The organism is Pseudomonas guangdongensis (assembly GCF_900105885.1).
Classification (GTDB): Bacteria; Pseudomonadota; Gammaproteobacteria; order Pseudomonadales; family Pseudomonadaceae; genus Geopseudomonas; species Geopseudomonas guangdongensis.
On sequence record NZ_LT629780.1, the window covers coordinates 907,704 to 929,963 of the forward strand.

Here is a 22,260-nt window from a genome sequence, read left to right on the forward strand (position 1 = left end):
GGACAGCGCGGGCTGTGCCGACCCGCAAGTCGGCGGCGGGCGCGATTGGCGGGGGCCGTATGCTACCATAGCGCCCCCGCCACGCGCCCCATCCCCGAGCATGAAGCCTGCTCAGGGTGACCATGAACCGCCCGAGATTTCCGCAGATGACCCAAGCTGCCCTGATCGAAGAACTCAAGACCCTGGTCGAGCCCGGCAAGGTGCTGACCGACGCCGATTCCCTGGATGCCTACGGCAAGGACTGGACCAAGCAGTTCGCCCCGGCCCCCCTGGCCATCGCCTTCCCGAAATCCATCGAGGAAGTGCAGGCCATCGTGCGCTGGGCCAACGAGCGCAAGGTCGCCCTGGTGCCCTCGGGCGGGCGCACCGGCCTGTCGGCCGGCGCCGTCGCCGCCCACGGCGAGGTGGTGGTGGCCTTCGACTACATGAACAAGATCGTCGAGTTCAACGCCTTCGACCGCACCGTGGTGTGCCAGGCCGGGGTGGTCACCGAGCAGCTGCAGAACTTCGCCGAGGAGCAGGGCCTGTACTACCCGGTGGACTTCGCCTCGGCCGGCTCCAGCCAGATCGGCGGCAACATCGGCACCAATGCCGGCGGCATCAAGGTGATCCGCTACGGCATGACCCGCAACTGGGTGGCCGGCATGAAGGTGGTCACCGGCGCCGGCGAGATCCTCGAACTCAACCGCGACCTGATCAAGAACGCCACCGGCTACGACCTACGCCAGCTGTTCATCGGTGCCGAGGGCACCCTGGGCTTCGTGGTGGAAGCGACCATGCGCCTGGAGCGCGCGCCGAAGAACCTCACCGCGATGGTGCTCGGCGCGCCGGATCTCGACTCGATCATGCCGGTGCTGCACGCCTTCCAGAGCAAGATCGACCTGACCGCCTTCGAGTTCTTCTCCGACAAGGCACTGGCCAAGGTGCTGGCCCGCGGCGACGTGCCGCCCGCCTTCGAGACCGACTGCCCGTACTACGCGCTGCTCGAATTCGAGGCCAGCAGCGAGGAGGTGTCCAACGCCGCGCTGGAGCTGTTCGAGCACTGCGTCGAGCAGGGCTGGGTGCTCGACGGCGTGATGAGCCAGAGCGAGCAGCAGCTGCAGAACCTGTGGAAGCTGCGCGAGTACATCTCCGAGACCATCAGCCACTGGACCCCGTACAAGAACGACGTGTCGGTGACCGTCTCTAAGGTGCCGGCGTTCCTCAAGGAAATCGACGCCATCGTCGAGGCCAACTACCCCGACTTCGAGGTGATCTGGTTCGGCCACATCGGCGACGGCAACCTGCACCTGAACATCCTCAAGCCCGATGCGATGGCCAAGGAAGAGTTCTTCGCCAAGTGCGCCACGGTCAACCAGTGGGTGTTCGAGACCGTCGACAAGTACAACGGCTCGATCAGCGCCGAGCACGGCGTCGGCATGACCAAGCGCGACTACCTGGGCTACAGCCGCTCGCCGGAAGAGATCGCGCTGATGAAGGCCATCAAGGCGGTGTTCGACCCCAACGGCATCATGAACCCCGGCAAGATCTTCGCCTGACCCGCAGCGGGGCGGCAGCCGCAGCGCGGAGCCCGCCCCGCCCGCCACCCCGGATTACCAGGAGCCTGTCATGAGCTACCAGCACCAGTACCTCGACGGCACGCGCATCCACTTCCCGCTGGGCAAGGTGGTCTGCGTCGGGCGCAACTACGCCGAACACGCCCGCGAGCTGAACAACCCGATCCCCGAGGAGCCGCTGCTGTTCATCAAGCCGGCCAGCGCGGCGGTCGAACTGGAAGGCGGCTTCGCCATCCCCGAGGGGCGCGGCGAGGTGCACTACGAGGCGGAGATCGCCGTACTGATCGGCAAGCCGCTGTCGCGCCAGCCGGGCGACGAGGAAATCCGCGACGCCATCAGCGGTTTCGGCGTGGCCCTCGACCTAACCCTGCGCGAGGTTCAGGCGCGCCTCAAGGCCAAGGGCCATCCGTGGGAAATCGCCAAGGCCTTCGACGGCGCCTGCCCGCTGTCGCCCTTCGTGCCCGGCGACGCCGTCGAGGACCTGGGCGACATCGGCGTGCGCCTGAGCATCGACGGCGAGCTGCGCCAGGACGGCAACAGCCGCGACATGCTGACCCCGATCCTCGACCTGCTGCGCTACATCAGCGGCCACTTCTCCCTGCAACCGGGCGACGTGGTGCTCACCGGCACCCCGGCCGGGGTCGGCATCCTGCAGCGCGGCAACCGCCTGCTGCTGGAACTGGGCGACCTGTGCCGCGTCGAGAGCCGCGTGCTCTGAGCCCTGTCCGCGCCGGCCGCCGCTGACCGCGGCCGGCGCGCCTTCACGAAGTTTTCATCCGCCGCGCGGCATCCTCCGGCACCCGCCACCGCTACAACCCTGCCGAGTGCCCCGCCACCATGCCCGCGCCCGTCCGCCGCCCGCTCCTGCGCCGCCTGTCCGCTGCCGTCCTGCTGTGCCTGCTGATCGCCCTGCCGCTCGCCGCCCACCTGCTGCACTGGGACGACCAGCTGCGCCTGTACTGGCAGGAGCGCTCGACCGGCGCCGAACAGCGCGCCGCCGGCATCTGGCTGCCGGACTATCGCCTGGCGCTGGAGCGCGAGCTGCCCGGCCTGGCCGGCGACGAGACCTCCGGGCTGACCTGGAACGCGCCGACCGGCACCCTGTTCACCGTCACCGGCAAGCACCCGCAACTGGTCGAGCTGGCCACCGACGGCCGCATCCTGCGGCGCATCCGCCTCGCCGGCGTGGCCGATCCGGAAGCGGTCGAGTCCCTCGGCGACGGCCGCCTGGCCATCGTCGACGAGCGCCGCCGCCTGCTGACGGTGTTCCCCCTGCCCGCCACCGACGAGCCCCTCGACCTCGCCGCCTGGCCCCAGTACGACCTGGGCTTCGCCGAGGCCGGCAACAAGGGCTTCGAGGGGCTGGCCTGGGAGCCGCGCCGCCAGCGCCTGCTGCTGGCCAAGGAGCGCGACCCGCTGGGCCTGTTCGAGCTGCCGCTGCCGAGCGGGCCGAGCGCCGCCGTCAGCCTCGCCGCGCTCCCCTCCGCGTTCCTGCCGATGCGCGACCTGTCGTCGCTGGCCATCGATCCGCGCAGCGGCCACCTACTGTTGCTCTCCGACGAGTCGCGCCTGCTGCTCGAACTCGACCTCGACGGCCAGCCGCGCAGCTTCATAGCCCTGCGCGGCGGCCGGCACGGCCTGAGCACCAGCATCGAACAGGCCGAGGGCGTGGCGATGGACGACGCCGGCAACATCTACCTGGTCGGCGAGCCGAACCGCTTCTACGTGTTGCGCAAGACCGCCGGCACGGAACCGCATTAAGGAAAGATTCATCCAAGAGAGACATGCTCGGCACTCATCGAGTGCCGAGCCCCCTCTCCCATGCACCGCGCCCTGCCGACCATGCCCAGACTCCTGCCCCACCTGCGCCGCCTGCCCTGGCTGCTCGCCGCCCTGAGCCTGCTGCTCCTGCTGGCCTTCGCCCAGTACCTGCGGCTGTTCGAGCGCGGCTGGTTCTTCGTCCAGGAATGGCGGCACGCCGCCGAATGGCGCGCGCGCTCGCTCTGGCTGCCCGACTACCGGGTGGAGATCGAGGCGCAGGCGGTCGAGGGGCTGGACGACGACATCTCCGCGCTGACCTTCGATCCCGAGCGGCGCAGCCTGTTCACCGTCACCAACGCCAATCCGGAAGTCCTCGAACTGTCCCTGGACGGGCGCCTGCTGCGGCGCATCGCCCTGCGCGGCTTCGGCGATCCGGAGGCCATCGAGTACATCGCCCCCGGCCTCTACGTGATCAGCGACGAGCGCGATCAGCGCCTGTTCAAGGTGCGCATCGACGACGCCACCACCCGCCTGGACGCCGCCGACAGCCAGCAGCTGGCGCTAGGCATCGGCCGTAACGGCAACAAGGGCTTCGAGGGGCTGGCCTACGACCGCGCCGGCCAGCGCCTGTTCGTCGCCAAGGAGCGCGACCCGCTGCGCATCTACGAGATCCGCGGCTTCCCCCATGTCGACGCCGGGCAGCCGCTGGCCGTGCAGGTGAGCGACGATCCGCAGCGCGACGCCCGCCTGTTCGTCCGCGACCTGTCCAGCCTGCAGTACGACCCGCGCAGCGGCCATCTGTTGGCGCTGTCCGACGAGTCGCGGCTGATCATCGAGCTGGACACCACCGGGCGGCCGGTCAGCAGCCTGTCGCTGCGGGCCGGCCGGCACGGCCTGCGCCAGTCGGTGCCGCAGGCCGAGGGCATCGCCCTGGACGACGCCGGCAACCTCTATCTGGTCAGCGAGCCCAACCTGTTCTACCGCTTCGCCAGGCCGGCCGACTGAACTCAGCCCAGCGTCTCGTCGATCAGCTGCGCTTCGGGGGCGTATTTCTGCACCGACTCGATGCCCTGGTTGCAGCTGGCGGCGCTGGCGTACATCTGGCTCTGGCCGACGACCTGGCCATTGGTCGCCTTGAGCACGAAGTAGGGCCGCCCGTCCTTGGCGGTCAGCGGCTCGAAGGCCCCGGCGCGCGCGGCGTTGCGGCGCACCGAATCGATGCCCTTGAGCGCCGAGTCCTTGGCCTTGTAGTGCTCGCTGCTGAGGATCGTTTGGCCGTTGCCGGCCTCCAGGTTGAAGTGGTACTGGCCGTTGCTGCCCTTCTTCAGACGGAATTTGCCGGACATGTCCTGTCTCCTCGCATGGCGGATGTGCCTGCGATAAAGCTAGACGCGACAGGCGCAGGCTGCGCGATGCGGCAGCGCGCGGGCAGAAAAAACGCCGGGCTGCACAGGCAGGCCGGCGTCGAGGCGCGCGGTGCGGCTCAGCGCTGCAGGCTGCGCACGCCCTCGGCGGTGCCGAGCAGCAGCAGGTCGGCCGGGCGGGCGGCGAACAGGCCGTTGGTGACCACGCCGACGATGTTGTTGATGCGCTGCTCCAGCGCCACCGCATCGCCGACCAGCAGGTTGTGCACGTCGAGGATCACGTTGCCGTTGTCGGTGACGAAGCCCTCGCGGTACACCGGGTCGCCGCCCAGCTTGACCAGCTCGCGGGCCACATGGCTGCGCGCCATCGGCAGCACTTCCACCGGCAGCGGATAACCGCCGAGGCGCTCGACCAGCTTGCTCTGGTCGGCGATGCAGACGAAGGTCTTGGCCACCGCCGCGACGATCTTCTCGCGGGTCAGCGCGCCGCCGCCGCCCTTGACCAGCTGCAGATGGGCGTCGGCCTCGTCGGCGCCGTCCACGTAGAACTCCAGCTCCGGCACGCTGTTGAGGTCGTAGACCGGGATGCCGTGGCTCTTCAGGCGCGCCGCGGTGGCCTCGGAGCTGGCCACCGCGCCGTCGAAGTCGTGACGGATCTTCGCCAGCGCGTCGATGAAGCAGTTGGCGGTGGAACCGGTACCGACGCCGACGATGCTCTTGGCATCGAGACGCGGGTGGATGAAATCGACGGCGGCCTGGGCCACCGCCTGCTTGAGCTGATCCTGGTTCATGGCGGGTTCCGCAAAGGGGGGAAAGTGGCCGGCATTATAGCCCCAAGCACCCGCGGCGCGGCCCGCGCGGTTGGCCGAGCGGCAAGCGCAGGAGTAGACTCGGGCGATTGTGCATAGCCCGCCTGCGACCCCTCCCATGCTCGAACAGTACGTCAAGAAGATGCTCACCTCGCCCGTCTACGACGTGGCGGTGGAAACCCCCCTGCAACCGGCCCGCAGCCTCTCCGAGCGGCTCAACAACCAGATCCTGCTCAAGCGCGAGGACCTGCAGCCGGTGTTCTCCTTCAAGATCCGCGGCGCCTACCACAAGGCCGCGCTGCTCAGCGAGGAGGAGAAGGCGCGCGGAGTGATCGCCGCCTCGGCCGGCAACCACGCCCAGGGCCTGGCCCTGGCGGCGAAGAAGCTCGGCATCAAGGCGGTCATCGTCATGCCCAAGACCACCCCGGACATCAAGGTCCAGGCGGTGCGCGCGCGCGGCGCGCGGGTGGTGCTGCACGGCGAGGCGTTCCCCGAGGCGCTGGCGCACTGCCTGAAGCTGGTCGAGGAGAAGGGCTACACCTTCGTCCATCCCTACGACGACCCCGAGGTGATCGCCGGGCAGGGCACCGTGGCCATGGAAATCCTCCGCCAGCAACCGGGCCGGCTGGACGCGATCTTCGTGCCGGTCGGCGGCGGCGGCCTGATCGCCGGCATCGCCGCCTACGTCAAGTACCTACGCCCGGACATCAAGGTGATCGGCGTCGAGCCGGAGGAGTCCGACTGCCTGCGCGCCGCCATGGCCGCCGGCGAGCGCGTGGTACTGAGCCAGGTCGGGCTGTTCGCCGACGGCGTGGCGGTGGCGCAGATCGGCGCCGAGACCTTCCGCATCTGCCGCGAGCACGTCGACGAGGTGATCACCGTGAGCACCGACGAGATCTGCGCGGCGATCAAGGACATCTACGACGACACCCGCTCGATCACCGAGCCGGCCGGCGCCCTCGGCGTGGCCGGGATCAAGCGCTACGTGCAGCGCGAAGGCGTATCCGGGCAGACCCTGGTGGCCATCGACTCGGGCGCCAACGTCAACTTCGACCGCCTGCGCTACGTCGCCGAGCGCGCCGAGCTGGGCGAGCAGCGCGAGGCGATCATCGCGGTGACCATCCCGGAGAGGCCGGGCAGCTTCAAGGCCTTCTGCCAGGCCATCGGCAAGCGCTCGATCACCGAGTTCAACTACCGCTACAACCGCCCCGACCAGGCGCACATCTTTGTCGGCGTGCAGACCCACCCGGAGAACGACCCGCGCGAGCAACTGGTGAACCTGCTGCGCGAGCAGGGCTTCCCGGTGCTCGACCTAACCGACAGCGAGCTGGCCAAGCTGCACATCCGCCATATGGTCGGCGGCCATGCGCCGGGCGCGCAGAACGAGCGGGTGTTCCGCTTCGAGTTCCCCGAACGTCCCGGCGCGCTGTTCAACTTCCTCAACAAGCTCGGCGGGCGCTGGAACATCTCGATGTTCCACTACCGCAACCACGGCGCCGCCGATGGCCGCGTGCTGGTCGGCCTGCAGGTGCCGGACGGCGAGCTGGCGCTGCTCACCGAAGCCCTCGACGCCATCGGCTATCCCTACTGGTGCGCCAGCGACGATCCGGCCTACCGGCTGTTCCTCGGCAACTGCCCGGGCGAGCCGAACTGAGCCGGCGCGGCAGCGCGCAACGGCGCCGTCGCGCGCGTTGCCGCTGTCGCGGGCTTTGTGGAACAATCCGGGGATATCTGTATCCGAGGTGTCTGCCGTGATCGATTCCGATGGCTTCCGACCCAATGTCGGCATCATCCTCGCCAATGAGGTCGGCCAGGTCATGTGGGCGCGGCGCATCAACCAGGATGCCTGGCAGTTCCCCCAGGGCGGCATCAACCCGCAGGAGTCGCCGGAAGAAGCGCTGTTTCGCGAGCTGAACGAGGAAGTCGGCCTGGAGCCGCACGATGTGCGCATCCTCGCCTGCACCCGCGGCTGGCTGCGCTATCGTCTGCCGCAGCGCCTGGTGCGCACCCACAGCCAGCCGCTGTGCATCGGCCAGAAACAGAAGTGGTTCCTGCTGCGCCTGACCGGCGACGAACAGCGGGTGCGCATGGACCTCACCGGCAAACCGGAATTCGATGGCTGGCGCTGGGTCAGCTACTGGTACCCGCTGGGCCAGGTGGTGTCCTTCAAGCGCGAAGTGTACCGTCGTGCCCTCAAGGAGCTGGCTCCGCGCCTGCCCGTCCGCGACTGACCGAGACTGACCGAACTACAGGAGCGCCGCCCCTTTGACCATGCTCAACACGCTGCGCAAGATCATCCAGGAGGTCAACTCGGCCCAGGATCTGAACACCGCCCTGACGATCATCGTCGAGCGCGTGCGCGCCGCCATGGGCACCCAGGTCTGTTCGGTCTACCTGCTCGACCCGCAGAGCAACCGCTTCGTGCTGATGGCCACCGAGGGCCTCAACAAGGCCGCCATCGGCCGGGTCAGCATGGCCCCCAGCGAGGGGCTGGTCGGTCTGGTCGGCACCCGCGAGGAGCCGCTCAACCTCGAAGACGCCGCCAGCCACCCGCGCTACCGCTACTTCGCCGAAACCGGCGAGGAGCGCTACGCCTCCTTCCTCGGCGCGCCGATCATCCACCACCGGCGGGTGATGGGCGTGCTGGTGGTGCAGCAGAAGGAGCGCCGCCAGTTCGACGAGGGCGAGGAAGCCTTCCTGGTCACCATGAGCGCCCAGCTCGCCGGCGTGATCGCCCACGCCGAGGCTACCGGCTCGATCCGCGGCCTCGGCAAGCAGGGCAAGGCCACCCCCGACACCCGCTTCATCGGCGTGCCCGGCTCGCCCGGCGTGGCCCTCGGCACCGGTGTGGTGGTGCTGCCGCCGGCCGATCTGGAAGTGGTCCCGGACCGCCCGATCGACGACATCGACGGCGAGATCGCCTACTTCTACAACGCCATCGAGGCGGTACGGAAGGACATGCGCGAGCTGTCCGCGCGCCTGTCCAGCCAGCTGCGCCAGGAAGAGCGCGCGCTGTTCGACGTCTACCTGATGATGCTCGACGACGCCTCCATCGCCGGCGAGGTGGTCAAGGTCATCGAGACCGGCCAGTGGGCCCAGGGCGCCCTGCGCCAGGTGGTCAACGGCCACGTCAAGCGCTTCGAGCTGATGGACGACGCCTACCTCAGCGAGCGCGCCTCGGACGTCAAGGACATCGGCCGGCGCATCCTCGCCTACCTGCAGCAGGCGCGCCAGCAGGCGCTGGTCTACCCGGACAACACCATCCTGGTCAGCGAGGAGCTGTCGCCGGCGATGCTCGGCGAGGTGCCGCCCGGCAAGCTGGTCGGCCTGGTTTCGGTGACCGGCTCGAGCAACTCCCACGTCGCCATCCTCGCCCGCGCCATGGGCATCCCCACGGTGATGGGCGCGGTCGACCTGCCCTACGCCATGCTCGACGGCATCGAGCTGATCGTCGACGGCTACCGCGGCGACGTGTTCACCAACCCCTCCCACGGCCTGCGCCGCCAGTTCGCCGAGATCGCCGAGGAGGAGCGCCAGCTCAACCTCGGCCTCGACGCGCTCAGGAGCCTGCCCTGCGAAACCCTCGACGGCCACCACATGCCGCTGTGGGTCAACACCGGGCTGTTCGCCGACGTGGCCCGCGCCCAGGAGCGCGGCGCCGAGGGCGTCGGCCTGTACCGCAGCGAAGTGCCGTTCATGACCAACGAGCGCTTCCCCGGCGAGAAGGAGCAGGCGGCGATCTACCGCCAGCAGCTGGCCGCCTTCCACCCGCTGCCGGTGACCATGCGCACCCTGGACATCGGCGGCGACAAGGCGCTGTCCTACTTCCCGATCAAGGAAGAGAACCCGTTCCTCGGCTGGCGCGGCATCCGCATCACCCTCGACCACCCGGAGATCTTCCTGGTCCAGGCGCGCGCCATGCTCAAGGCCAGCGAGGGCCTGAACAACCTGCGCATCCTGCTGCCGATGATCAGCGGCCTGGCCGAGCTGGAAGAGGCCCAGCGCCTGCTGCAGCGCGCCTGGAGCGAGGTGCGCGAGGAAGGCTTCGACGTGCCGATGCCGCCGGTCGGGGTGATGATCGAGATCCCCGCCGCGGTGTTCCAGACCCGCGAGCTGGCCCGCCGGGTCGACTTCCTCTCGGTCGGCTCCAACGACCTGACCCAGTACCTGCTGGCGGTGGACCGCAACAACCCGCGGGTCGCCAGCCTCTACGACTACCTGCACCCCTCGGTGCTGCAGGCGCTCAAGCGGGTGGTCGACGACGCCCACGGCGTCGGCAAGCCGGTGAGCATCTGCGGCGAGATGGCCGGCGATCCGGCCGCCGCCGTGCTGCTGATGGCCATGGGCTTCGACTCGCTGTCGATGAACGCCACCAACCTGCCCAAGGTGAAGTGGCTGCTGCGCCAGCTGTCGCTGGCCCAGGCCGGCGAGCTGCTCGGGCGCATCCTCGATCTGGAACACCCCCAGGCTACCCATGCCCTGCTGCAGCAGACCCTGCGCGACCTGGGCCTGGGGCGCATGCTCAACCCGGTCGGCGGTCTGCCGGCCTGAGTCCCGCGCTGCGCGGCGATCCGGCGGCGCGGTCCGGCACCGCCTCCGGAGCGGGCCGCGTGCCGGTTGGAGCGCTGCGCGGCCATCCGTTACCATGCCGCCTTTAGTCGAAGGGGCGCGCGATGGAATTTCTTCTCTACCTGCTGCTGGGTGCCGCGGCCGGCGTGTTGGCCGGGCTGTTCGGCGTCGGCGGCGGCCTGATCATCGTGCCGGTGCTGGTCTACAGCTTCCAGGCCCAGGGTTTCGCCCCGGAAGTGCTCACCCACATGGCGGTCGGCACCTCGCTGGCGACCATCGCCTTCACCTCGATCAACTCGATCCGCGCCCACCAACGGCGCGGCGCGGTGCGCTGGGAGATCGTCCGCTGGCTGACCCTCGGCATCCTCGGCGGCAGCGTGCTCGGCGGCCTGACCGCCTCCTGGCTGCATGGCGACCTGCTGCAGAAGGTCATCGGCGTGTTCGCCATCAGCATGGCCGCGCAGATGACCTTCAACCTGCAGCCCAAGGCCAGCGGCGGCGTGCCCGGCAAGGCCGGCCTCGGCGTCGCCGGCACGCTGATCGGCTGGGCCTCGGCGATCATCGGCATCGGCGGCGGCTCGCTGACCGTGCCCTTCCTCAGCTGGCGCAGCGTGCCGATGCAGCAGGCGGTGGCCACCTCGGCGGCCTGCGGCCTGCCGATCGCCGTGGCCAGCGCGCTGAGCTTCATCTGGCTGGGCCAGGGCGAGGCGCAGCTGCCGGACTGGAGCCTGGGCTTCGTCTACCTGCCGGCGGTGCTCGGCATCGCCGCCACCTCGATGTTCTTCGCCCGCTTCGGCGCGCAGCTGGCGCACAAGCTGTCGCCGCTGCTGCTCAAACGCCTGTTCGCCCTGCAGCTGCTGGGCGTCGGCCTGAATTTCCTGCTCTGATCCCTTCCGAGGAGTGACCATGCTGGTTTTCCCGCAGATCGACCCGGTGGCTATCGCCCTCGGCCCGCTGAAGATCCACTGGTACGGCCTGATGTATCTGGTCGGCATCGGCGGCGCCTGGCTGCTGGCGACCCGCCGGCTGGCGCAGTTCGACCCGGCCTGGAACCGCGACAAGCTGTCCGACCTGGTGTTCTGGGTGGCCTGCGGGGTGATCCTCGGCGGGCGCTTCGGCTACGTGGTGTTCTACAACTTCGAGCAGTTCCTGGCCGATCCGCTGTGGCTGCTGCGCATCTGGGAAGGCGGCATGTCGTTCCACGGCGGCCTGCTCGGGGTGATGCTGGCGGTGTGGTGGTTCGGCAAGCGCAACGGCAAAGGCTTCTTCGCCCTGATGGACTTCATCGCCCCGCTGGTGCCGCTGGGCCTGGGCGCCGGGCGGATCGGCAACTTCATCAACGCCGAGCTGTGGGGCAAGCCCACCGACCTGCCGTGGGCCATGCTGTTCCCGGCCTGGAGCGACCCGCAGCAGCTGGCCCGCCACCCCTCGCAGCTCTACCAGTTCGCCCTCGAAGGGGTGGCGCTGTTCGCCATCCTCTGGCTGTACTCGCGCAAGCCGCGCCCGACCATGGCGGTGTCCGGACTGTTCGCCGCCTGCTACGGCGCCTTCCGCTTCCTCGTCGAGTTCGTCCGCGTGCCGGACGCCCAGCTCGGCTACCTGGCCGGCGGCTGGCTGACCATGGGCCAGATCCTCAGCCTGCCGATGATCCTCGGCGGCCTGGGCCTGATGCTCTGGGCCTACCGGCGCACCGCCCGCTGAACCTGCAGGGTGGGCAACGCGCGCAGCGATTGCCCGCCTTTCGGCCGGAACCGCTAGAAAACCGCGGCGCGGGTTTTCTACCCTACGCCCCCTGAGATTCCCCCACCCTCTTGCCCCGAGCCCTGCCATGAAACAGTACCTCGACCTGATGCGCCGCGTGCGCGAGACCGGCACCTTCAAGGCCGACCGTACCGGCACCGGTACCTGGAGCGTGTTCGGCCACCAGATGCGCTTCGACCTGGCCGACGGCTTCCCGCTGGTCACCACCAAGAAGTGCCACCTGAAATCCATCGTCCACGAGCTGCTGTGGTTCCTCAAAGGCGACACCAACATCCGCTACCTGCAGGACCACGGCGTGCGCATCTGGGACGAATGGGCCGACGAGCACGGCGAGCTGGGCCCGGTATACGGCTACCAGTGGCGCTCCTGGCCGGCGCCCAACGGCGAGTCCATCGACCAGATCGCCAACCTGATCGCGATGATCAAGAACAACCCGGACTCGCGGCGACTGATCGTCTCGGCGTGGAACCCGGCGCTGGTCGAGCAGATGGCCCTGCCGCCCTGCCACTGCCTGTTCCAGTTCTACGTCGCCGACGGCAAATTGAGCTGCCAGCTGTACCAGCGCAGCGCGGACATCTTCCTCGGCGTGCCGTTCAACATCGCCAGCTACGCGCTGCTGACGATGATGGTCGCCCAGGTCTGCGATCTCGCCCCCGGCGAATTCGTCTGGAGCGGCGGCGACTGCCACCTGTACGCCAACCACCTGGAGCAGGCCGACCTGCAGCTGTCGCGCGAGCCGCTGCCGCTGCCGCAGATGAAGCTCAACCCCGCGGTGAAGGACCTGTTCGCCTTCCGCTTCGAGGACTTCGAGCTGCAGAACTACCAGGCCCACCCGCACATCAAGGCCGACGTCGCGGTCTGACGGGCACCGGAAACGACGAGGCCCCGCCCGGCAGTGCCGGACGGGGCCTCGTCGCATTCGCGGACAGCCCTCAGAAGCTGAGCAGCCACAGGCTGATCCCGGGGAACAGGGCCAGCAGCACGATGCGCAGCAGGTCGGAGGTGATGAAGGGGATCACCCCGCGGGCGGTTTCCGCCAGCGGCACGTTGCCGGCGGCGCGCTGGACGATGAACAGGTTCATCCCCAATGGCGGCGTCACCAGACCGATCTCCACCACCATCAGGGCGAGGATGCCGAACCAGATCGACTTCTCGGACGGGTCCAGGCCGAAGAAGTCCAGGCCCATGATCACCGGGTAGAAGATCGGGATGGTCAGCAGGATCATCGCCAGCGAGTCCATCACGCAGCCGAGCAGCAGGTAGAGGACGAGGATCGCCGCCAGCACCAGCATCGGCGCCAGGCCGCTGTTCTTCACCCACTCGGCCAGCTCGTTGGGCATCTGGGTCAGCGCCAGGCCGGAGTTGAGCAGGTCGGCGCCGAGCAGCACGAGGAAGATCATCGCGGTGGTTTCCGCGGTGCCGAGCAGGCTGGTGCGGATGCCGTCCCAGCGCATGCCGCCCTGGATCACCGCGAGGATGCCGCAGGCCGCGGCGCCGATGGAGGCCGCCTCGGTGGGGTTGGACCAGCCGCCGTAGATGCCGACGATCACCACGGTGAACACGCCGATCACCGGCAGCACGTTGACGAACGCCTTGATCCGCTCGGCCGTGCTGGCCTTGGCCTGCTCCTGATCGTGGCCGCCTTCGCGGGCGACCATGATGCGCAGCACCACCATGTAGCCGATCACCGCGAGGATGCCGGGAATCACCGCGGCGACGAACAGCTTGGCGATCGACTCCTGGGTCAGCACCGCGTAGATGATCAGCGGCACCGACGGCGGGATCAGGATGCCCAGGGTGCCGCCGGCCGCCACGGTGGCGGTGGCCAGGCGGCCGGAATAGTTGTGCCGGCGCAGTTCCGGCAGGGCCACGTGGCTCATGGTTGCCGCGGTGGCCAGCGAGGAGCCGCAGATCGCGCCGAAGCCGGCGCAGGCGCCGATCGCCGACATGCCCAGGCCGCCCTTCCAGTGGCCGACGAAGGCCGCCGCGCAGCGGAAGATCGCCCGCGACAGGCCGCCGTGGGTGGCGAACTGGCCCATCAGCACGAACAGCGGGATCACCGCCAGGTCGTAGTTGGACAGCCGCGAGTAGGCGAGGTTGTTGAGGGTGAACAGCAGCGCGTTGATATCGCCGGAGTTCACCGCCAGGAAGCAGACCGCGCCGCCGATCAGCATGGTGATGCCGATGTGCACGCGCAAAACCAGCAGGGTCAGGGTAACGGCCAGGCCGATCAGGCCAAGACTCAGACCGCTCATGAACGACCTCCATGGGTCAGGCAGTGGGCGACCCGCCAGGCGCTGGCCAGCGCCAGCAGGGTCAGGCTGGGCACGATCAGCGCCAGCGGAATCCACATGGGGATCGACAGCAGGGTGGACACGTCGCCGTACTCCAGGTTGTCGAGCAGTTGCAGCGCGGTGCGCCAGGCGAGGATCAGCGCGGCGAGCATGCACAGGCTGTGGCCGATGGCGTCCAGACCGCGCTGCACGCAGCCCGGCAGCTTCATGGTGAAGGTGTCGACCTTGATGTGCAGGCCGCGCATCTCGCACAGCGGCAGGAAGGCGGCGATGGCGATGGACGCGCCGATCTCCATCAGCTCGATGTCGCCGCGGATCGGCTCGGCGAACAGCTTGCGGCCGATGATCGACACCAGCGACATGTTGATCAGCGCCAGCAGCACCACGCCGCCGGCCAGGGCGAAGAATTGGCAGACCCGATAAAGAACGCGGCCCCAGGGGCCGCGTTGCAGTTCCAGGTCGCCTTCGAAGGAAAGCGACTCAGCCATGGTCGTTTACCGTGCCGCCTGGGCCGAGGACGAGGCCTGGGCCGCGGCGATGCCGCGCACGCCCTGCAGCAGGGCATTGCCGTCGACGCCCTTGGCGGCGACTTCCTTGACCCAGTTCTGCGCCACCGGCTCGGCGGCCTTCTGCATGGCCGCGTAGTTGTCGGCGCTGATGTTGACGATCTGCTCGGCCGGAGTGGCCTGGATGGCGCTCTCCATGTGCTTGTCCCAGACGCCGCTGATCATGTTGTTGAGGGCCTCGCCGCTGTTGCGTTCGAGGATCTCCTGCAGGTCCTTGGGCAGGCTGGCGAACTTCTTCTCGTTCATCAGCATGGTCAGCACGGTGCTGGTCAGCGACGGCGAGCCGGCCGGCGGCTCGCTGTGGAAGCGGGTCACCTCGTCGACCTTGACGTCGCGGATGGTGCTCCAGGTGAACAGCACGCCGTCGATCACGCCCTTGGACAGCGATTCAGTCATCTGCGGCGGCGGCATGCTCACCGGCGCGGCGCCGAAGGATTCGACCAGCAGCGCGGAGGCGCGGTGCGAGGCGCGCAGCTTCATGCCCTTGAGGTCGTCGAGGCTGGTGATCGCCTTGCTGCGGGTGTGGAAGCCCATGCCGCCGTCGCCGTGCATGGCCAGCACCTTGTAGCCCTTGAAGTCTTCCTTGGCGTACTGCTGGTAGAACTTCCAGATGATCGGGTCGCTGTTGCGCGCGCCGTAGGGCATCAGGAACGGCTGCTCGACCGCCTCGATGCGCGGGAACTTGCCCGGCGAGTAGGACGGCGCGGTCCAGACGATGTCGGCGACGCCGTTGCGCACCATGTCGGCGAGCTTGGCCGGGGTGCCGCCGAGCTGCATGGACGGGTAGATCTGGCATTCCAGGCGGCCGGCGGACTCTTCCTTGAGCTTGGCGCACCAGGGCTCGAACATCTCGCGCTGCTGGTAGGAAGTGGACGGCAGGAAGTGACCGAACTTGAGGGTGTAGGTCTCGGCAGCCTGGGCGGAGGCGGCACAAGCAACGGCGGTGACCAGGGCGGCCAGCTTGAGGCGGATCATGGGTTGCTCCCGAATTATTCTTGTATCGGCTTGTAGGGCTCTGAGGCTCTTGCCAGCACGCGGCATCGCGGGGCTTGCGGCGAGCCCTCACGCCGAGCATACCCAAAAAGGGATACGGATCAACAATAAAAAAGTCGATTCCAGTATCCCTTTTATCGCCATTCGACAGGCCGCCACCGGCGCGCCCGAGCGCTGCGGCACGCGGATCGCCACACGATATCCGCAGAAAGCCTCATCAAGGCTTTGGATCGGCTCTTTTCTGCGCTGCGCCATGCGATACGCAAAAGTACCGCCAAGATGACCGCCCGGCGCACCTATCGTGGCGCGCGCGAGGCCGACGCCGCGCTTCGGCGCTCAGCGCAGCCCGCCGAAGCGCTGGTAGAAGTTCTCGCCGGCTTCCGGCAGCGGGCCGTCGGCGGTTTCCAGCACCTGGTTCAGCCACTGCTCGGCCGGGGCATAGATCAGCCGGTAGATGTTGCGGCACAGCTGGCGCGCGGCGCGCCCTTCCCAGTCGCCGGGGAGCAGCTCGTCGGGCAGCTGCGGGTCGCGCAGCAGCAGCTTGCGGTATTCGTGGATCAGCAGGGTGCGGGCCAGGAAGCAGTCCTGCGGCTCGTGCCGGTCGGCCTCGCGCAGCGCCTGCCAGAGCGGGCGGAACAGCTGGATGAACTCGCTGTAGTGGGCGCCGAGGGCGTCGATCTTCCAGCTCTCACGCACCTGCAGGCGCAGCGCCCGCGAGGCCAGCACCTCCTGGGCGGTGGTCTCGAACAGGATGGTGTCGTCCAGCGCCTCCAGCTCCTGCAGGGTCGCCGCCACGTCGGCGCGGTCGCAGCGCGGGTTGGCCAGCACGGTCGGCGCCAGCGCGCCGAAGCCCTGCCACTCCAGCTCCTCGCGCACCTGCTTGCGCTTGTCCGCCTCCAGCTGGGAGAGCACCGCCAGGCACCAGGTGCCGTCCCAGGCCGGCAGACTGCTGGTATAGATGCGCTTGAAGGCCTTCTCGAAGCGCCGCCGGCCGGGGCCGGTGAGGCTGTAGTAGCTGCGCCGGCCGACCTTGTCGGCCTTCAGCCAGCCGTCCTTGGTCAGGCGGAACACCGAGGTGCGGATCAGCCGCTGGTTGATGCCCATGGGTTCGAGCAGCTGGATCAGGCTGCCCAGCCAGACGGCGCCGCCATGGGGTTCGACCGCATCGCCGTAGACGGTGACGATCAGCGAACTGGCACGGATGGGCGTCTGCTCCTGAAAGCGCTGGATCAGGTTGGCAAGAGGCAGGAGGGAGGTCATGTCTGCAGAGAATCGCTGGAAAAACGCGACTATACCTAGGGGGTCGGGACGAATGCTACAACCCGACTACTGCGCTCGGACATTGCGCCTGCGGGCCGCCCGGCGCGGCCCGCCATGGCACAGGCAGACAAGCACTTGGCAGGCACAGCAATGCAGCACGACCGGTCAGCCGGCAGACTCGAAGCAGCCAACCCTCCGCTCCAGCACAGCGGCCCGATAAATAGAACAGGGAGCCATCCCATGCGACTACCCCCTTTCCTTGCACGCACGACCCTGGCGCTCGGCATGGCGCTGGCCGGCGCCGCCCAGGCCGAACTGCCGGCGGAAGAACTCGGTCAGGTCACCCTGCCCTTCCCGCCGGAACCGCACCGCGCCTACGTCGTCGACGTCGAGTTCGAGAACATGATCGCCACCCGGGTCACCGTGATCGACCCGGACAACAAGCGCATGCTCGGCATGCTCAGCACCGGCGGCATGGCGCCGATGGTGCCCTCGCGCGACCAGAAGCGGCTCTATACCGCCGACACCTACTGGTCGCGCTACGTGCGCGGCACCCGCACCGACATGCTCACCGCCTGGGACAGCTCGACCCTATCGCCGCTGTGGGAGGTGGAGATTCCGCCCAAGCGCGCCAACAGCATCACCGAGCGCTACGCGCTGACCACCAGCAGCGACGACCGCTTCGTCTACATCTACAACTTCACCCCGTCGACCTCGGTCACCGTGGTCGACGTCCAGGCGCGCAAGGCCGTCAACGAGATCGCCATCAGCGGCTGCATCCTCAACTACCCGGTGGGCGCGCGGCGCTTCGCCTCGCTGTGCGGCGACGGCAGCCTGCAGGTGCTGACCCTCGACGACAACGGCAAGGAAGTCTCCCGCCACCAGACGCCGATGTTCGATCCCAACCAGGTGAAGATGGTCGAGCGCGCCGTGGCCAAGGGCGACACCTACTACTTCACCACCACCGAAGGCGTGGTCCACCCGGTCGACCTGTCCGGCGACAAGCCGAAGTTCCTGCCGACCTGGTCGCTGGTCAGCGAGGACGAGAAGAAGGCCGGCTGGGCGCCCGGCGGCTGGCAGATGATGGCGCTGGCGCCGCAGCTCGACCGCCTCTACGTGCTGATGCACCCCGACCACCAGCCGCTGATGTGGGAAGATCCGAGCACCATCGTCTGGGTCTACGACCTGAAGACCCGGAAGAAGATCGGCACCCTGGAGGCGCCCGGCCTGATGTGGAGCCTGCACGCCACCAGCGACGCCAACCCGCTGCTGCTCGGCACCACCGTCACCGGCGACATGGAAGTGTTCGATCTGAAGAGCGGCAAGCACACCGGCACCGTGGAGAAGGTCGCCAAGACGCCGACCCTGATCCAGAGCCACTGAGGAGGCCGCCATGCCCATCGACCCGATCCTGATCCACGCCTGCGCCCTGGCGCTGGCGGCGATCCTCGCCACCGCGGCGACCCACAAGCTGCGCGCGCCGCACTGGTTCGCCGCGCAGCTGCGGGCCTACGCGCTGCTGCCCGAGGCCCTGCTCGGCCCGGCGGCGCGGGTCCTGCCGCTGGTCGAGGGCGCCATCGCCGTGGCCCTGCTGCTGCCGGCGAGCCGCGCCGCGGCGGCGCTGGCGGGCGCGGCGCTGATGCTGGCGTACGCCGGCGCCATCGCCATCAACCTGCAGCGCGGTCGCCACGACATCGACTGCGGCTGCGCCGGCCCCGGCGCCAGCCAGCCGCTGCGCCCGGCGCTGCTGCTGCGCAACGCCGCGCTGCTCGGCCTGGCGCTGCTCGCCGCGCTGCCGCCGCTGTCCCGCTCGCTAGGCCTGTTCGACGGTTTCGTCGCCCTCGCCGCCGCGGCGGTCATCCTGCTGCTCTACGCGGCGGCCGACGGTCTGCTGACCAACGCCCCGCGCCTGCTCAAACTGACTGGAAGGTGAAACCATGGAAGCCCTGATCGTTTCCAACATCCTGCTGTGGGTCCTGCTGATCGTCCTGGCCTTCGTGCTGATGGGCCTGGTGCGCCAGATCGGCGTGCTGCACGCTCGCCTCGCCCCGGCCGGCGCCCTGGTGATCGACAAGGGCGTGGCGGTCAACGCCGCCGCGCCGCAGATCACCGCCGCCGACCGCAACGGCCGTCCGGTGAACTTCGGCTACCCCTCCGACCGCGGCCAGCTGTTGTTCTTCCTCTCGCCCAGCTGCCCGATCTGCAAGTCGCTGCTGCCGGCGGTCAAGGCCATCGCCAAGGCGCGCAGCGACCTCGACGTGGTCTACGTCAGCGACGGCGAGCCGGAAGCCCAGGCCGCGCTGATCCGCGAGTTCAAGCTGGACGACGCCGCCTACGTGGTCGGCCCGGAGGTCGGCATGACCTACCAGATCGGCAAGCTGCCCTACGCGGTACTGATCGATAAGGCCGGCACCCTGCGCGCCAAGGGCCTGGTCAACTCCCGCGAGCATCTGGACAGCCTGTTCGAGGCCGAGCAGATGGGCATCGCCTCCCTGCAGGACTACCTGCACAACCCCGACCACGCTCACGGCCACGACAACGCCGTGAAGATCCACCAATAAGAAGGCCCGAGGAGACTCCCGATGAAACTACTGGACATGCTGTTCGAGCGCTCCGCGCGCCGGGTCGCCGACGTCACCTCGCGCCGCCAGGCGCTGTCGCGCCTGGGCTCCTGGCTGGTGGCCGGCGCCGCCCTGCCGCTGCTGCTGCCCATCGACCGCGCCTCCAAGGCCCACGCCGAAACCGGCAACCCCGGCGATCCGGGCGATCCCAGCAACTGCGACTACTGGCGCCACTGCTCGGTGGACGGCTTCCTGTGCAGCTGCTGCGGCGGCACCACCACCAGCTGCCCGCCGGGCACCGAAGTGTCGCAGATCACCTGGGTCGGCACCTGCCGCAACCCGGCCGACGGCAAGAACTACGTGATCTCCTACAACGACTGCTGCGGCAAGCAGGCCTGCGGCCGCTGCGCCTGCACCCGCAACGACAGCGAGGAGCCGATGTACCGGCCGTTCAACAACAACGACGTCAACTGGTGCCTGGGCGCCAAGTCCAACAGCGTCTACAACTGCACCGTCTCGGTGATCCGCGGCGTCGCGTCGTGACCGGAGGTGCCGCCATGCGACTGCTGATCCTCGCCGGACTGGCCGCCGTGCTGGCGGCGCCGCCGGCGCTGGCCCGCGCCATTCCCGACCCGCAACAGAAACCGGCGCCCGGCAACGAGGCGCCGCAGACGCCGATCGCCCAGGCCGGCTACAGCGCGGCGACCAACTACCAGCTGCAGTGCCTGGGCTGCCACCTGACCCACGGCGAGGGCGCGCCGCGCAACGACACGCCACGGATGACCGGCTTCGTCGGCAACTTCCTGCGCGTCGAGGGCGGCCGCGACTTCCTGGTCCGCGTCCCCGGCGTGGCCCAGTCGGCGCTCAGCGACGCGCAGATCGCCGAGCTGCTCAACTGGATCCTCGATCCGCAGGGTATGGCCGGCGCCAGCACCCCGGCCGACTTCCGCCCCTACAGCGCCACGGAAGTCGGCCAGGTGCGCCGCCAGGCCCTGCTCAACCTGCCCGGCACCCGCGCCGAGCTGATCGCCCGGATGCGCGCGCAGGGCATCGCCATCGACGACGGCATGGGCACGCCGTAGCGCCTGCGGGCGAGTGCTGCGACACGACACGGGCCGGCTCATGCCGGCCCGTGTCGTTTGCGCGCAACCCCGCCACCGGACGCAGCGCCGGCCACAAAAAAACGGGCGGGGCATCGCTGCCCCGCCCGTCTTCCCGCTCAGCGGTCGTCGCCGCCGCCCGCTCCGTCAGTGGGCGATGCACACCGACTTGATCTCGGTATAGGCCTCGATCACCGCGCGGCCGAACTCGCGGCCGACGCCGGACTGCTTGACCCCGCCGAACGGCATGTTGGGGTCGAGCAGCACATGGGCGTTGACCCACACGGTGCCGGCCTCGATGCGCGGCACCAGGTTCATCGCCTTGGTCAGGTCGTTGGTCCACAGGCTGGCGGCCAGGCCGTATTCGCTGTCGTTGGCCAGGGCGATGGCCTCCTCGTCGCTGTCGAAGGCCAGCACCGAGAGCACCGGGCCGAACACCTCGTCGCGGGCGATGCCCATCTCCTGGCGCACGTCGGCCAGCACGGTGGGCTGCACGTAGAAGCCGGCGCCCTCCAGCGGCGTACCGCCGGCCACCACGCGGGCGCCCTCGGCGCGGGCCCGGGCGATGTGCTCCAGCACGCTCTGCTGCTGGCGGCGCGACACCAGCGGGTTGATCGCCGCGCTCGCATCCATGCCCGGCCCGACCTTCAGCGCGGCCACCGCCTCGCCCAGCCGGGCGACGAACTCGGCGTAGCGCGAGCGGTGCACGTAGAAGCGCGAGGCGGCGGCGCACACCTGGCCCTGGTTGAGCAGGCCGCCGAGCAGCGCACCCTGCACGGCCTTGTCGAGGTCGGCGTCGGCCAGCACGATCATCGGGTTCTTGCCGCCCAGTTCGAGGGCGAAGCGGGTCATGTTCTGCATGGCGGCGATGCCGACGCCGCGGCCGACCTCGGTGGAGCCGGTGAACGACACCTTGCTCACCAGCGGGTGGCCGGCCAGGGCGTTGCCGATGCGGCTGCCGCGGCCGGTGACCAGGTTCAGCGCGCCGGCCGGCACCCCGGCCTCATGGGCCAGCTCGACCAGGCGCAGGGCCGACAGCGGGGTTTCGCTCGCCGGCTTGAGCACCACGGTGCAGCCGCAGGCCAGCGCCGGCATGGCCTTCCACAGGGCGATCATCAGCGGGAAGTTCCACGGGATGATCCCGGCCACCACGCCGACCGGCTCGCGGCGGGCGAAGGCGGTGTAGCGCGCGCCCTGCGGGATGGGGATCGACACGTCGAGGCTCTGGCCCTCGATCTTGGTCGCCCAGCCGGCCATGTAGCGCATGAACTCGACGCTGGCGCCGACGTCGAGCATGCGCGAGGTGTTGATCGACTTGCCCTGGTTGAGGGTTTCCAGCTGCGCCAGCTCCTCGCCGTGTTCCTCGACCAGCGCGGCGAAGCGCAGCAGGATGCGCTCGCGGTCGGCCGGGCGCAGGCCCGACCACACGCCGTTCCTGAACGCGGCATGGGCCGACTGCACGGCGCGGTCGAGCAGCGCCTCGTCGGCCTCGGCGACCTCGGCGATGCGCTCGCCGCTGGCCGGGTCGAGCACCGGGCTGCGCGGGCTGTCGTCGATCAGCCACTGGCCGTCGATGAAGCAGCCGTGACGGCGCTGAAGAAAGGCCGCGACCTGCGGCAGGACGTTGACGACACTCATGGGAATACCTCGCGGGCGCTGGATCGGG

Annotated in this window: 22 protein-coding genes; 15 read left to right on the forward strand and 7 right to left on the reverse strand. The window is 69.1% G+C overall.

Annotation, left to right across the window (positions count from 1 at the left end; genetic code table 11):
* Positions 1 to 146: 146 nt before the first annotated feature.
* From BLU22_RS04350 to BLU22_RS04365, 4 genes are all read left to right on the forward strand, one after another.
* Entirely contained in the window at positions 147 to 1,538 is a 1,392-nt protein-coding gene (locus BLU22_RS04350) for an FAD-binding oxidoreductase (RefSeq protein ID WP_090212408.1), read from the forward strand.
* A 70-nt stretch (positions 1,539 to 1,608) separates the two neighbouring features.
* Positions 1,609 to 2,274, forward strand: coding sequence for a fumarylacetoacetate hydrolase family protein (locus BLU22_RS04355; RefSeq protein ID WP_090212410.1), 666 nt, complete (start codon positions 1,609 to 1,611; stop codon positions 2,272 to 2,274).
* Positions 2,275 to 2,393: 119 nt separating this feature from the next.
* A complete protein-coding gene (locus tag BLU22_RS04360) occupies positions 2,394 to 3,317 on the forward strand; it encodes an SdiA-regulated domain-containing protein (protein ID WP_090212411.1) in 924 nt (307 codons plus the stop codon).
* 60 nt (positions 3,318 to 3,377) lie between these two features.
* Entirely contained in the window at positions 3,378 to 4,322 is a 945-nt protein-coding gene (locus BLU22_RS04365) for an SdiA-regulated domain-containing protein (protein ID WP_090212413.1), read from the forward strand.
* Positions 4,323 to 4,324: 2 nt separating this feature from the next.
* On the opposite strand, the gene BLU22_RS04370 is transcribed toward BLU22_RS04365, so the two are convergent.
* Together BLU22_RS04370 and rpiA are read right to left on the reverse strand one after the other, a co-directional pair.
* Positions 4,325 to 4,663 (reverse strand): YegP family protein, encoded by a 339-nt coding sequence (locus BLU22_RS04370; RefSeq protein ID WP_090212414.1) that lies wholly within the window; start codon positions 4,661 to 4,663, stop codon positions 4,325 to 4,327.
* Positions 4,664 to 4,800: 137 nt separating this feature from the next.
* A complete protein-coding gene (gene rpiA, locus BLU22_RS04375) occupies positions 4,801 to 5,472 on the reverse strand; it encodes a ribose-5-phosphate isomerase RpiA (RefSeq protein WP_090212416.1) in 672 nt (223 codons plus the stop codon).
* 136 nt (positions 5,473 to 5,608) lie between these two features.
* Between rpiA and ilvA the strand changes: the two genes are divergently transcribed.
* From ilvA to BLU22_RS04405, 6 genes are all read left to right on the forward strand, one after another.
* Entirely contained in the window at positions 5,609 to 7,144 is a 1,536-nt protein-coding gene (gene ilvA / locus BLU22_RS04380) for a threonine ammonia-lyase, biosynthetic (RefSeq protein WP_090212417.1), read from the forward strand.
* A 97-nt stretch (positions 7,145 to 7,241) separates the two neighbouring features.
* Positions 7,242 to 7,721, forward strand: a complete 480-nt coding sequence (locus BLU22_RS04385) for an RNA pyrophosphohydrolase (RefSeq protein ID WP_090212419.1) — start codon at positions 7,242 to 7,244, stop codon at positions 7,719 to 7,721.
* Between the two features lie 40 nt (positions 7,722 to 7,761).
* Positions 7,762 to 10,041: a phosphoenolpyruvate--protein phosphotransferase gene (ptsP, locus tag BLU22_RS04390; RefSeq protein WP_090216260.1), complete on the forward strand. Its 2,280-nt coding sequence runs from the start codon at positions 7,762 to 7,764 to the stop codon at positions 10,039 to 10,041.
* 122 nt (positions 10,042 to 10,163) lie between these two features.
* Positions 10,164 to 10,946 carry a sulfite exporter TauE/SafE family protein gene (locus BLU22_RS04395; protein ID WP_090212420.1) on the forward strand — a complete coding sequence of 261 codons (783 nt, stop codon included), beginning with the start codon at positions 10,164 to 10,166 and terminating at the stop codon, positions 10,944 to 10,946.
* Positions 10,947 to 10,965: 19 nt separating this feature from the next.
* Entirely contained in the window at positions 10,966 to 11,760 is a 795-nt protein-coding gene (gene lgt, locus BLU22_RS04400) for a prolipoprotein diacylglyceryl transferase (RefSeq protein WP_090212425.1), read from the forward strand.
* A gap of 127 nt (positions 11,761 to 11,887) precedes the next feature.
* Positions 11,888 to 12,682, forward strand: coding sequence for a thymidylate synthase (locus BLU22_RS04405; protein ID WP_090212426.1), 795 nt, complete (start codon positions 11,888 to 11,890; stop codon positions 12,680 to 12,682).
* A 70-nt stretch (positions 12,683 to 12,752) separates the two neighbouring features.
* Here the strand turns inward: BLU22_RS04405 and BLU22_RS04410 are convergent, their stop codons facing one another.
* The 4 genes from BLU22_RS04410 to paaX all read right to left on the reverse strand — a co-directional run bounded on the left by BLU22_RS04410 (position 12,753) and on the right by paaX (position 16,933).
* Entirely contained in the window at positions 12,753 to 14,075 is a 1,323-nt protein-coding gene (locus tag BLU22_RS04410; protein WP_090212427.1) for a TRAP transporter large permease, read from the reverse strand.
* Entirely contained in the window at positions 14,072 to 14,602 is a 531-nt protein-coding gene (locus tag BLU22_RS04415) for a TRAP transporter small permease (RefSeq protein ID WP_090212429.1), read from the reverse strand. Before BLU22_RS04415 ends, BLU22_RS04410 begins: the two co-directional genes overlap by 4 nt.
* Before the next feature lie 6 nt (positions 14,603 to 14,608).
* On the reverse strand, positions 14,609 to 15,655 hold the full coding sequence (locus tag BLU22_RS04420) for a TRAP transporter substrate-binding protein (protein WP_090212431.1): 1,047 nt from the start codon (positions 15,653 to 15,655) through the stop codon (positions 14,609 to 14,611).
* 354 nt (positions 15,656 to 16,009) lie between these two features.
* Positions 16,010 to 16,933, reverse strand: a complete 924-nt coding sequence (paaX, locus tag BLU22_RS04425; RefSeq protein WP_090212432.1) for a phenylacetic acid degradation operon negative regulatory protein PaaX — start codon at positions 16,931 to 16,933, stop codon at positions 16,010 to 16,012.
* Between the two features lie 240 nt (positions 16,934 to 17,173).
* On the opposite strand from paaX, the gene BLU22_RS04430 reads away from it, so the two are divergent.
* Genes BLU22_RS04430 through BLU22_RS04450 form a run of 5 tightly spaced genes read left to right on the forward strand, consistent with a single transcriptional unit; the run spans position 17,174 to position 20,576 of the window.
* On the forward strand, positions 17,174 to 18,316 hold the full coding sequence (locus BLU22_RS04430; RefSeq protein WP_090212434.1) for an amine dehydrogenase large subunit: 1,143 nt from the start codon (positions 17,174 to 17,176) through the stop codon (positions 18,314 to 18,316).
* A 10-nt stretch (positions 18,317 to 18,326) separates the two neighbouring features.
* Positions 18,327 to 18,866 (forward strand): MauE/DoxX family redox-associated membrane protein, encoded by a 540-nt coding sequence (locus tag BLU22_RS04435; protein WP_090212436.1) that lies wholly within the window; start codon positions 18,327 to 18,329, stop codon positions 18,864 to 18,866.
* A gap of 4 nt (positions 18,867 to 18,870) precedes the next feature.
* Complete coding sequence (gene mauD, locus BLU22_RS04440; protein WP_090212437.1) at positions 18,871 to 19,494, forward strand: methylamine dehydrogenase accessory protein MauD; 624 nt, start codon at positions 18,871 to 18,873, stop codon at positions 19,492 to 19,494.
* Positions 19,495 to 19,515: 21 nt separating this feature from the next.
* A complete protein-coding gene (locus BLU22_RS04445) occupies positions 19,516 to 20,037 on the forward strand; it encodes a methylamine dehydrogenase light chain (protein ID WP_090212439.1) in 522 nt (173 codons plus the stop codon).
* Positions 20,038 to 20,051: 14 nt separating this feature from the next.
* Positions 20,052 to 20,576: a cytochrome C gene (locus tag BLU22_RS04450; protein WP_090212441.1), complete on the forward strand. Its 525-nt coding sequence runs from the start codon at positions 20,052 to 20,054 to the stop codon at positions 20,574 to 20,576.
* A gap of 165 nt (positions 20,577 to 20,741) precedes the next feature.
* On the opposite strand, the gene BLU22_RS04455 is transcribed toward BLU22_RS04450, so the two are convergent.
* A complete protein-coding gene (locus BLU22_RS04455; protein WP_090212443.1) occupies positions 20,742 to 22,232 on the reverse strand; it encodes an aldehyde dehydrogenase family protein in 1,491 nt (496 codons plus the stop codon).
* Between the last annotated feature and the right edge of the window lie 28 nt (positions 22,233 to 22,260).

Excerpts from the sequence above, each read along its gene's own strand:
- BLU22_RS04445 (WP_090212439.1), top strand. The coding sequence starts at position 19,516 with ATGAAACTACTGGACATGCTGTTCGAGCGCTCCGCGCGCCGGGTCGCC.
- rpiA (WP_090212416.1), bottom strand. The coding sequence starts at position 5,472 with ATGAACCAGGATCAGCTCAAGCAGGCGGTGGCCCAGGCCGCCGTCGAT.
- BLU22_RS04405 (WP_090212426.1), top strand. The coding sequence starts at position 11,888 with ATGAAACAGTACCTCGACCTGATGCGCCGCGTGCGCGAGACCGGCACC.
- BLU22_RS04365 (WP_090212413.1), top strand. The coding sequence starts at position 3,378 with ATGCACCGCGCCCTGCCGACCATGCCCAGACTCCTGCCCCACCTGCGC.
- BLU22_RS04420 (WP_090212431.1), bottom strand. The coding sequence starts at position 15,655 with ATGATCCGCCTCAAGCTGGCCGCCCTGGTCACCGCCGTTGCTTGTGCC.
- BLU22_RS04350 (WP_090212408.1), top strand. The coding sequence starts at position 147 with ATGACCCAAGCTGCCCTGATCGAAGAACTCAAGACCCTGGTCGAGCCC.
- BLU22_RS04455 (WP_090212443.1), bottom strand. The coding sequence starts at position 22,232 with ATGAGTGTCGTCAACGTCCTGCCGCAGGTCGCGGCCTTTCTTCAGCGC.
- BLU22_RS04410 (WP_090212427.1), bottom strand. The coding sequence starts at position 14,075 with ATGAGCGGTCTGAGTCTTGGCCTGATCGGCCTGGCCGTTACCCTGACC.
- BLU22_RS04355 (WP_090212410.1), top strand. The coding sequence starts at position 1,609 with ATGAGCTACCAGCACCAGTACCTCGACGGCACGCGCATCCACTTCCCG.
- BLU22_RS04415 (WP_090212429.1), bottom strand. The coding sequence starts at position 14,602 with ATGGCTGAGTCGCTTTCCTTCGAAGGCGACCTGGAACTGCAACGCGGC.
- BLU22_RS04435 (WP_090212436.1), top strand. The coding sequence starts at position 18,327 with ATGCCCATCGACCCGATCCTGATCCACGCCTGCGCCCTGGCGCTGGCG.
- BLU22_RS04430 (WP_090212434.1), top strand. The coding sequence starts at position 17,174 with ATGCGACTACCCCCTTTCCTTGCACGCACGACCCTGGCGCTCGGCATG.
- lgt (WP_090212425.1), top strand. The coding sequence starts at position 10,966 with ATGCTGGTTTTCCCGCAGATCGACCCGGTGGCTATCGCCCTCGGCCCG.
- BLU22_RS04395 (WP_090212420.1), top strand. The coding sequence starts at position 10,164 with ATGGAATTTCTTCTCTACCTGCTGCTGGGTGCCGCGGCCGGCGTGTTG.
- ptsP (WP_090216260.1), top strand. The coding sequence starts at position 7,762 with ATGCTCAACACGCTGCGCAAGATCATCCAGGAGGTCAACTCGGCCCAG.
- paaX (WP_090212432.1), bottom strand. The coding sequence starts at position 16,933 with ATGACCTCCCTCCTGCCTCTTGCCAACCTGATCCAGCGCTTTCAGGAG.
- mauD (WP_090212437.1), top strand. The coding sequence starts at position 18,871 with ATGGAAGCCCTGATCGTTTCCAACATCCTGCTGTGGGTCCTGCTGATC.
- BLU22_RS04370 (WP_090212414.1), bottom strand. The coding sequence starts at position 4,663 with ATGTCCGGCAAATTCCGTCTGAAGAAGGGCAGCAACGGCCAGTACCAC.
- BLU22_RS04450 (WP_090212441.1), top strand. The coding sequence starts at position 20,052 with ATGCGACTGCTGATCCTCGCCGGACTGGCCGCCGTGCTGGCGGCGCCG.
- ilvA (WP_090212417.1), top strand. The coding sequence starts at position 5,609 with ATGCTCGAACAGTACGTCAAGAAGATGCTCACCTCGCCCGTCTACGAC.
- BLU22_RS04360 (WP_090212411.1), top strand. The coding sequence starts at position 2,394 with ATGCCCGCGCCCGTCCGCCGCCCGCTCCTGCGCCGCCTGTCCGCTGCC.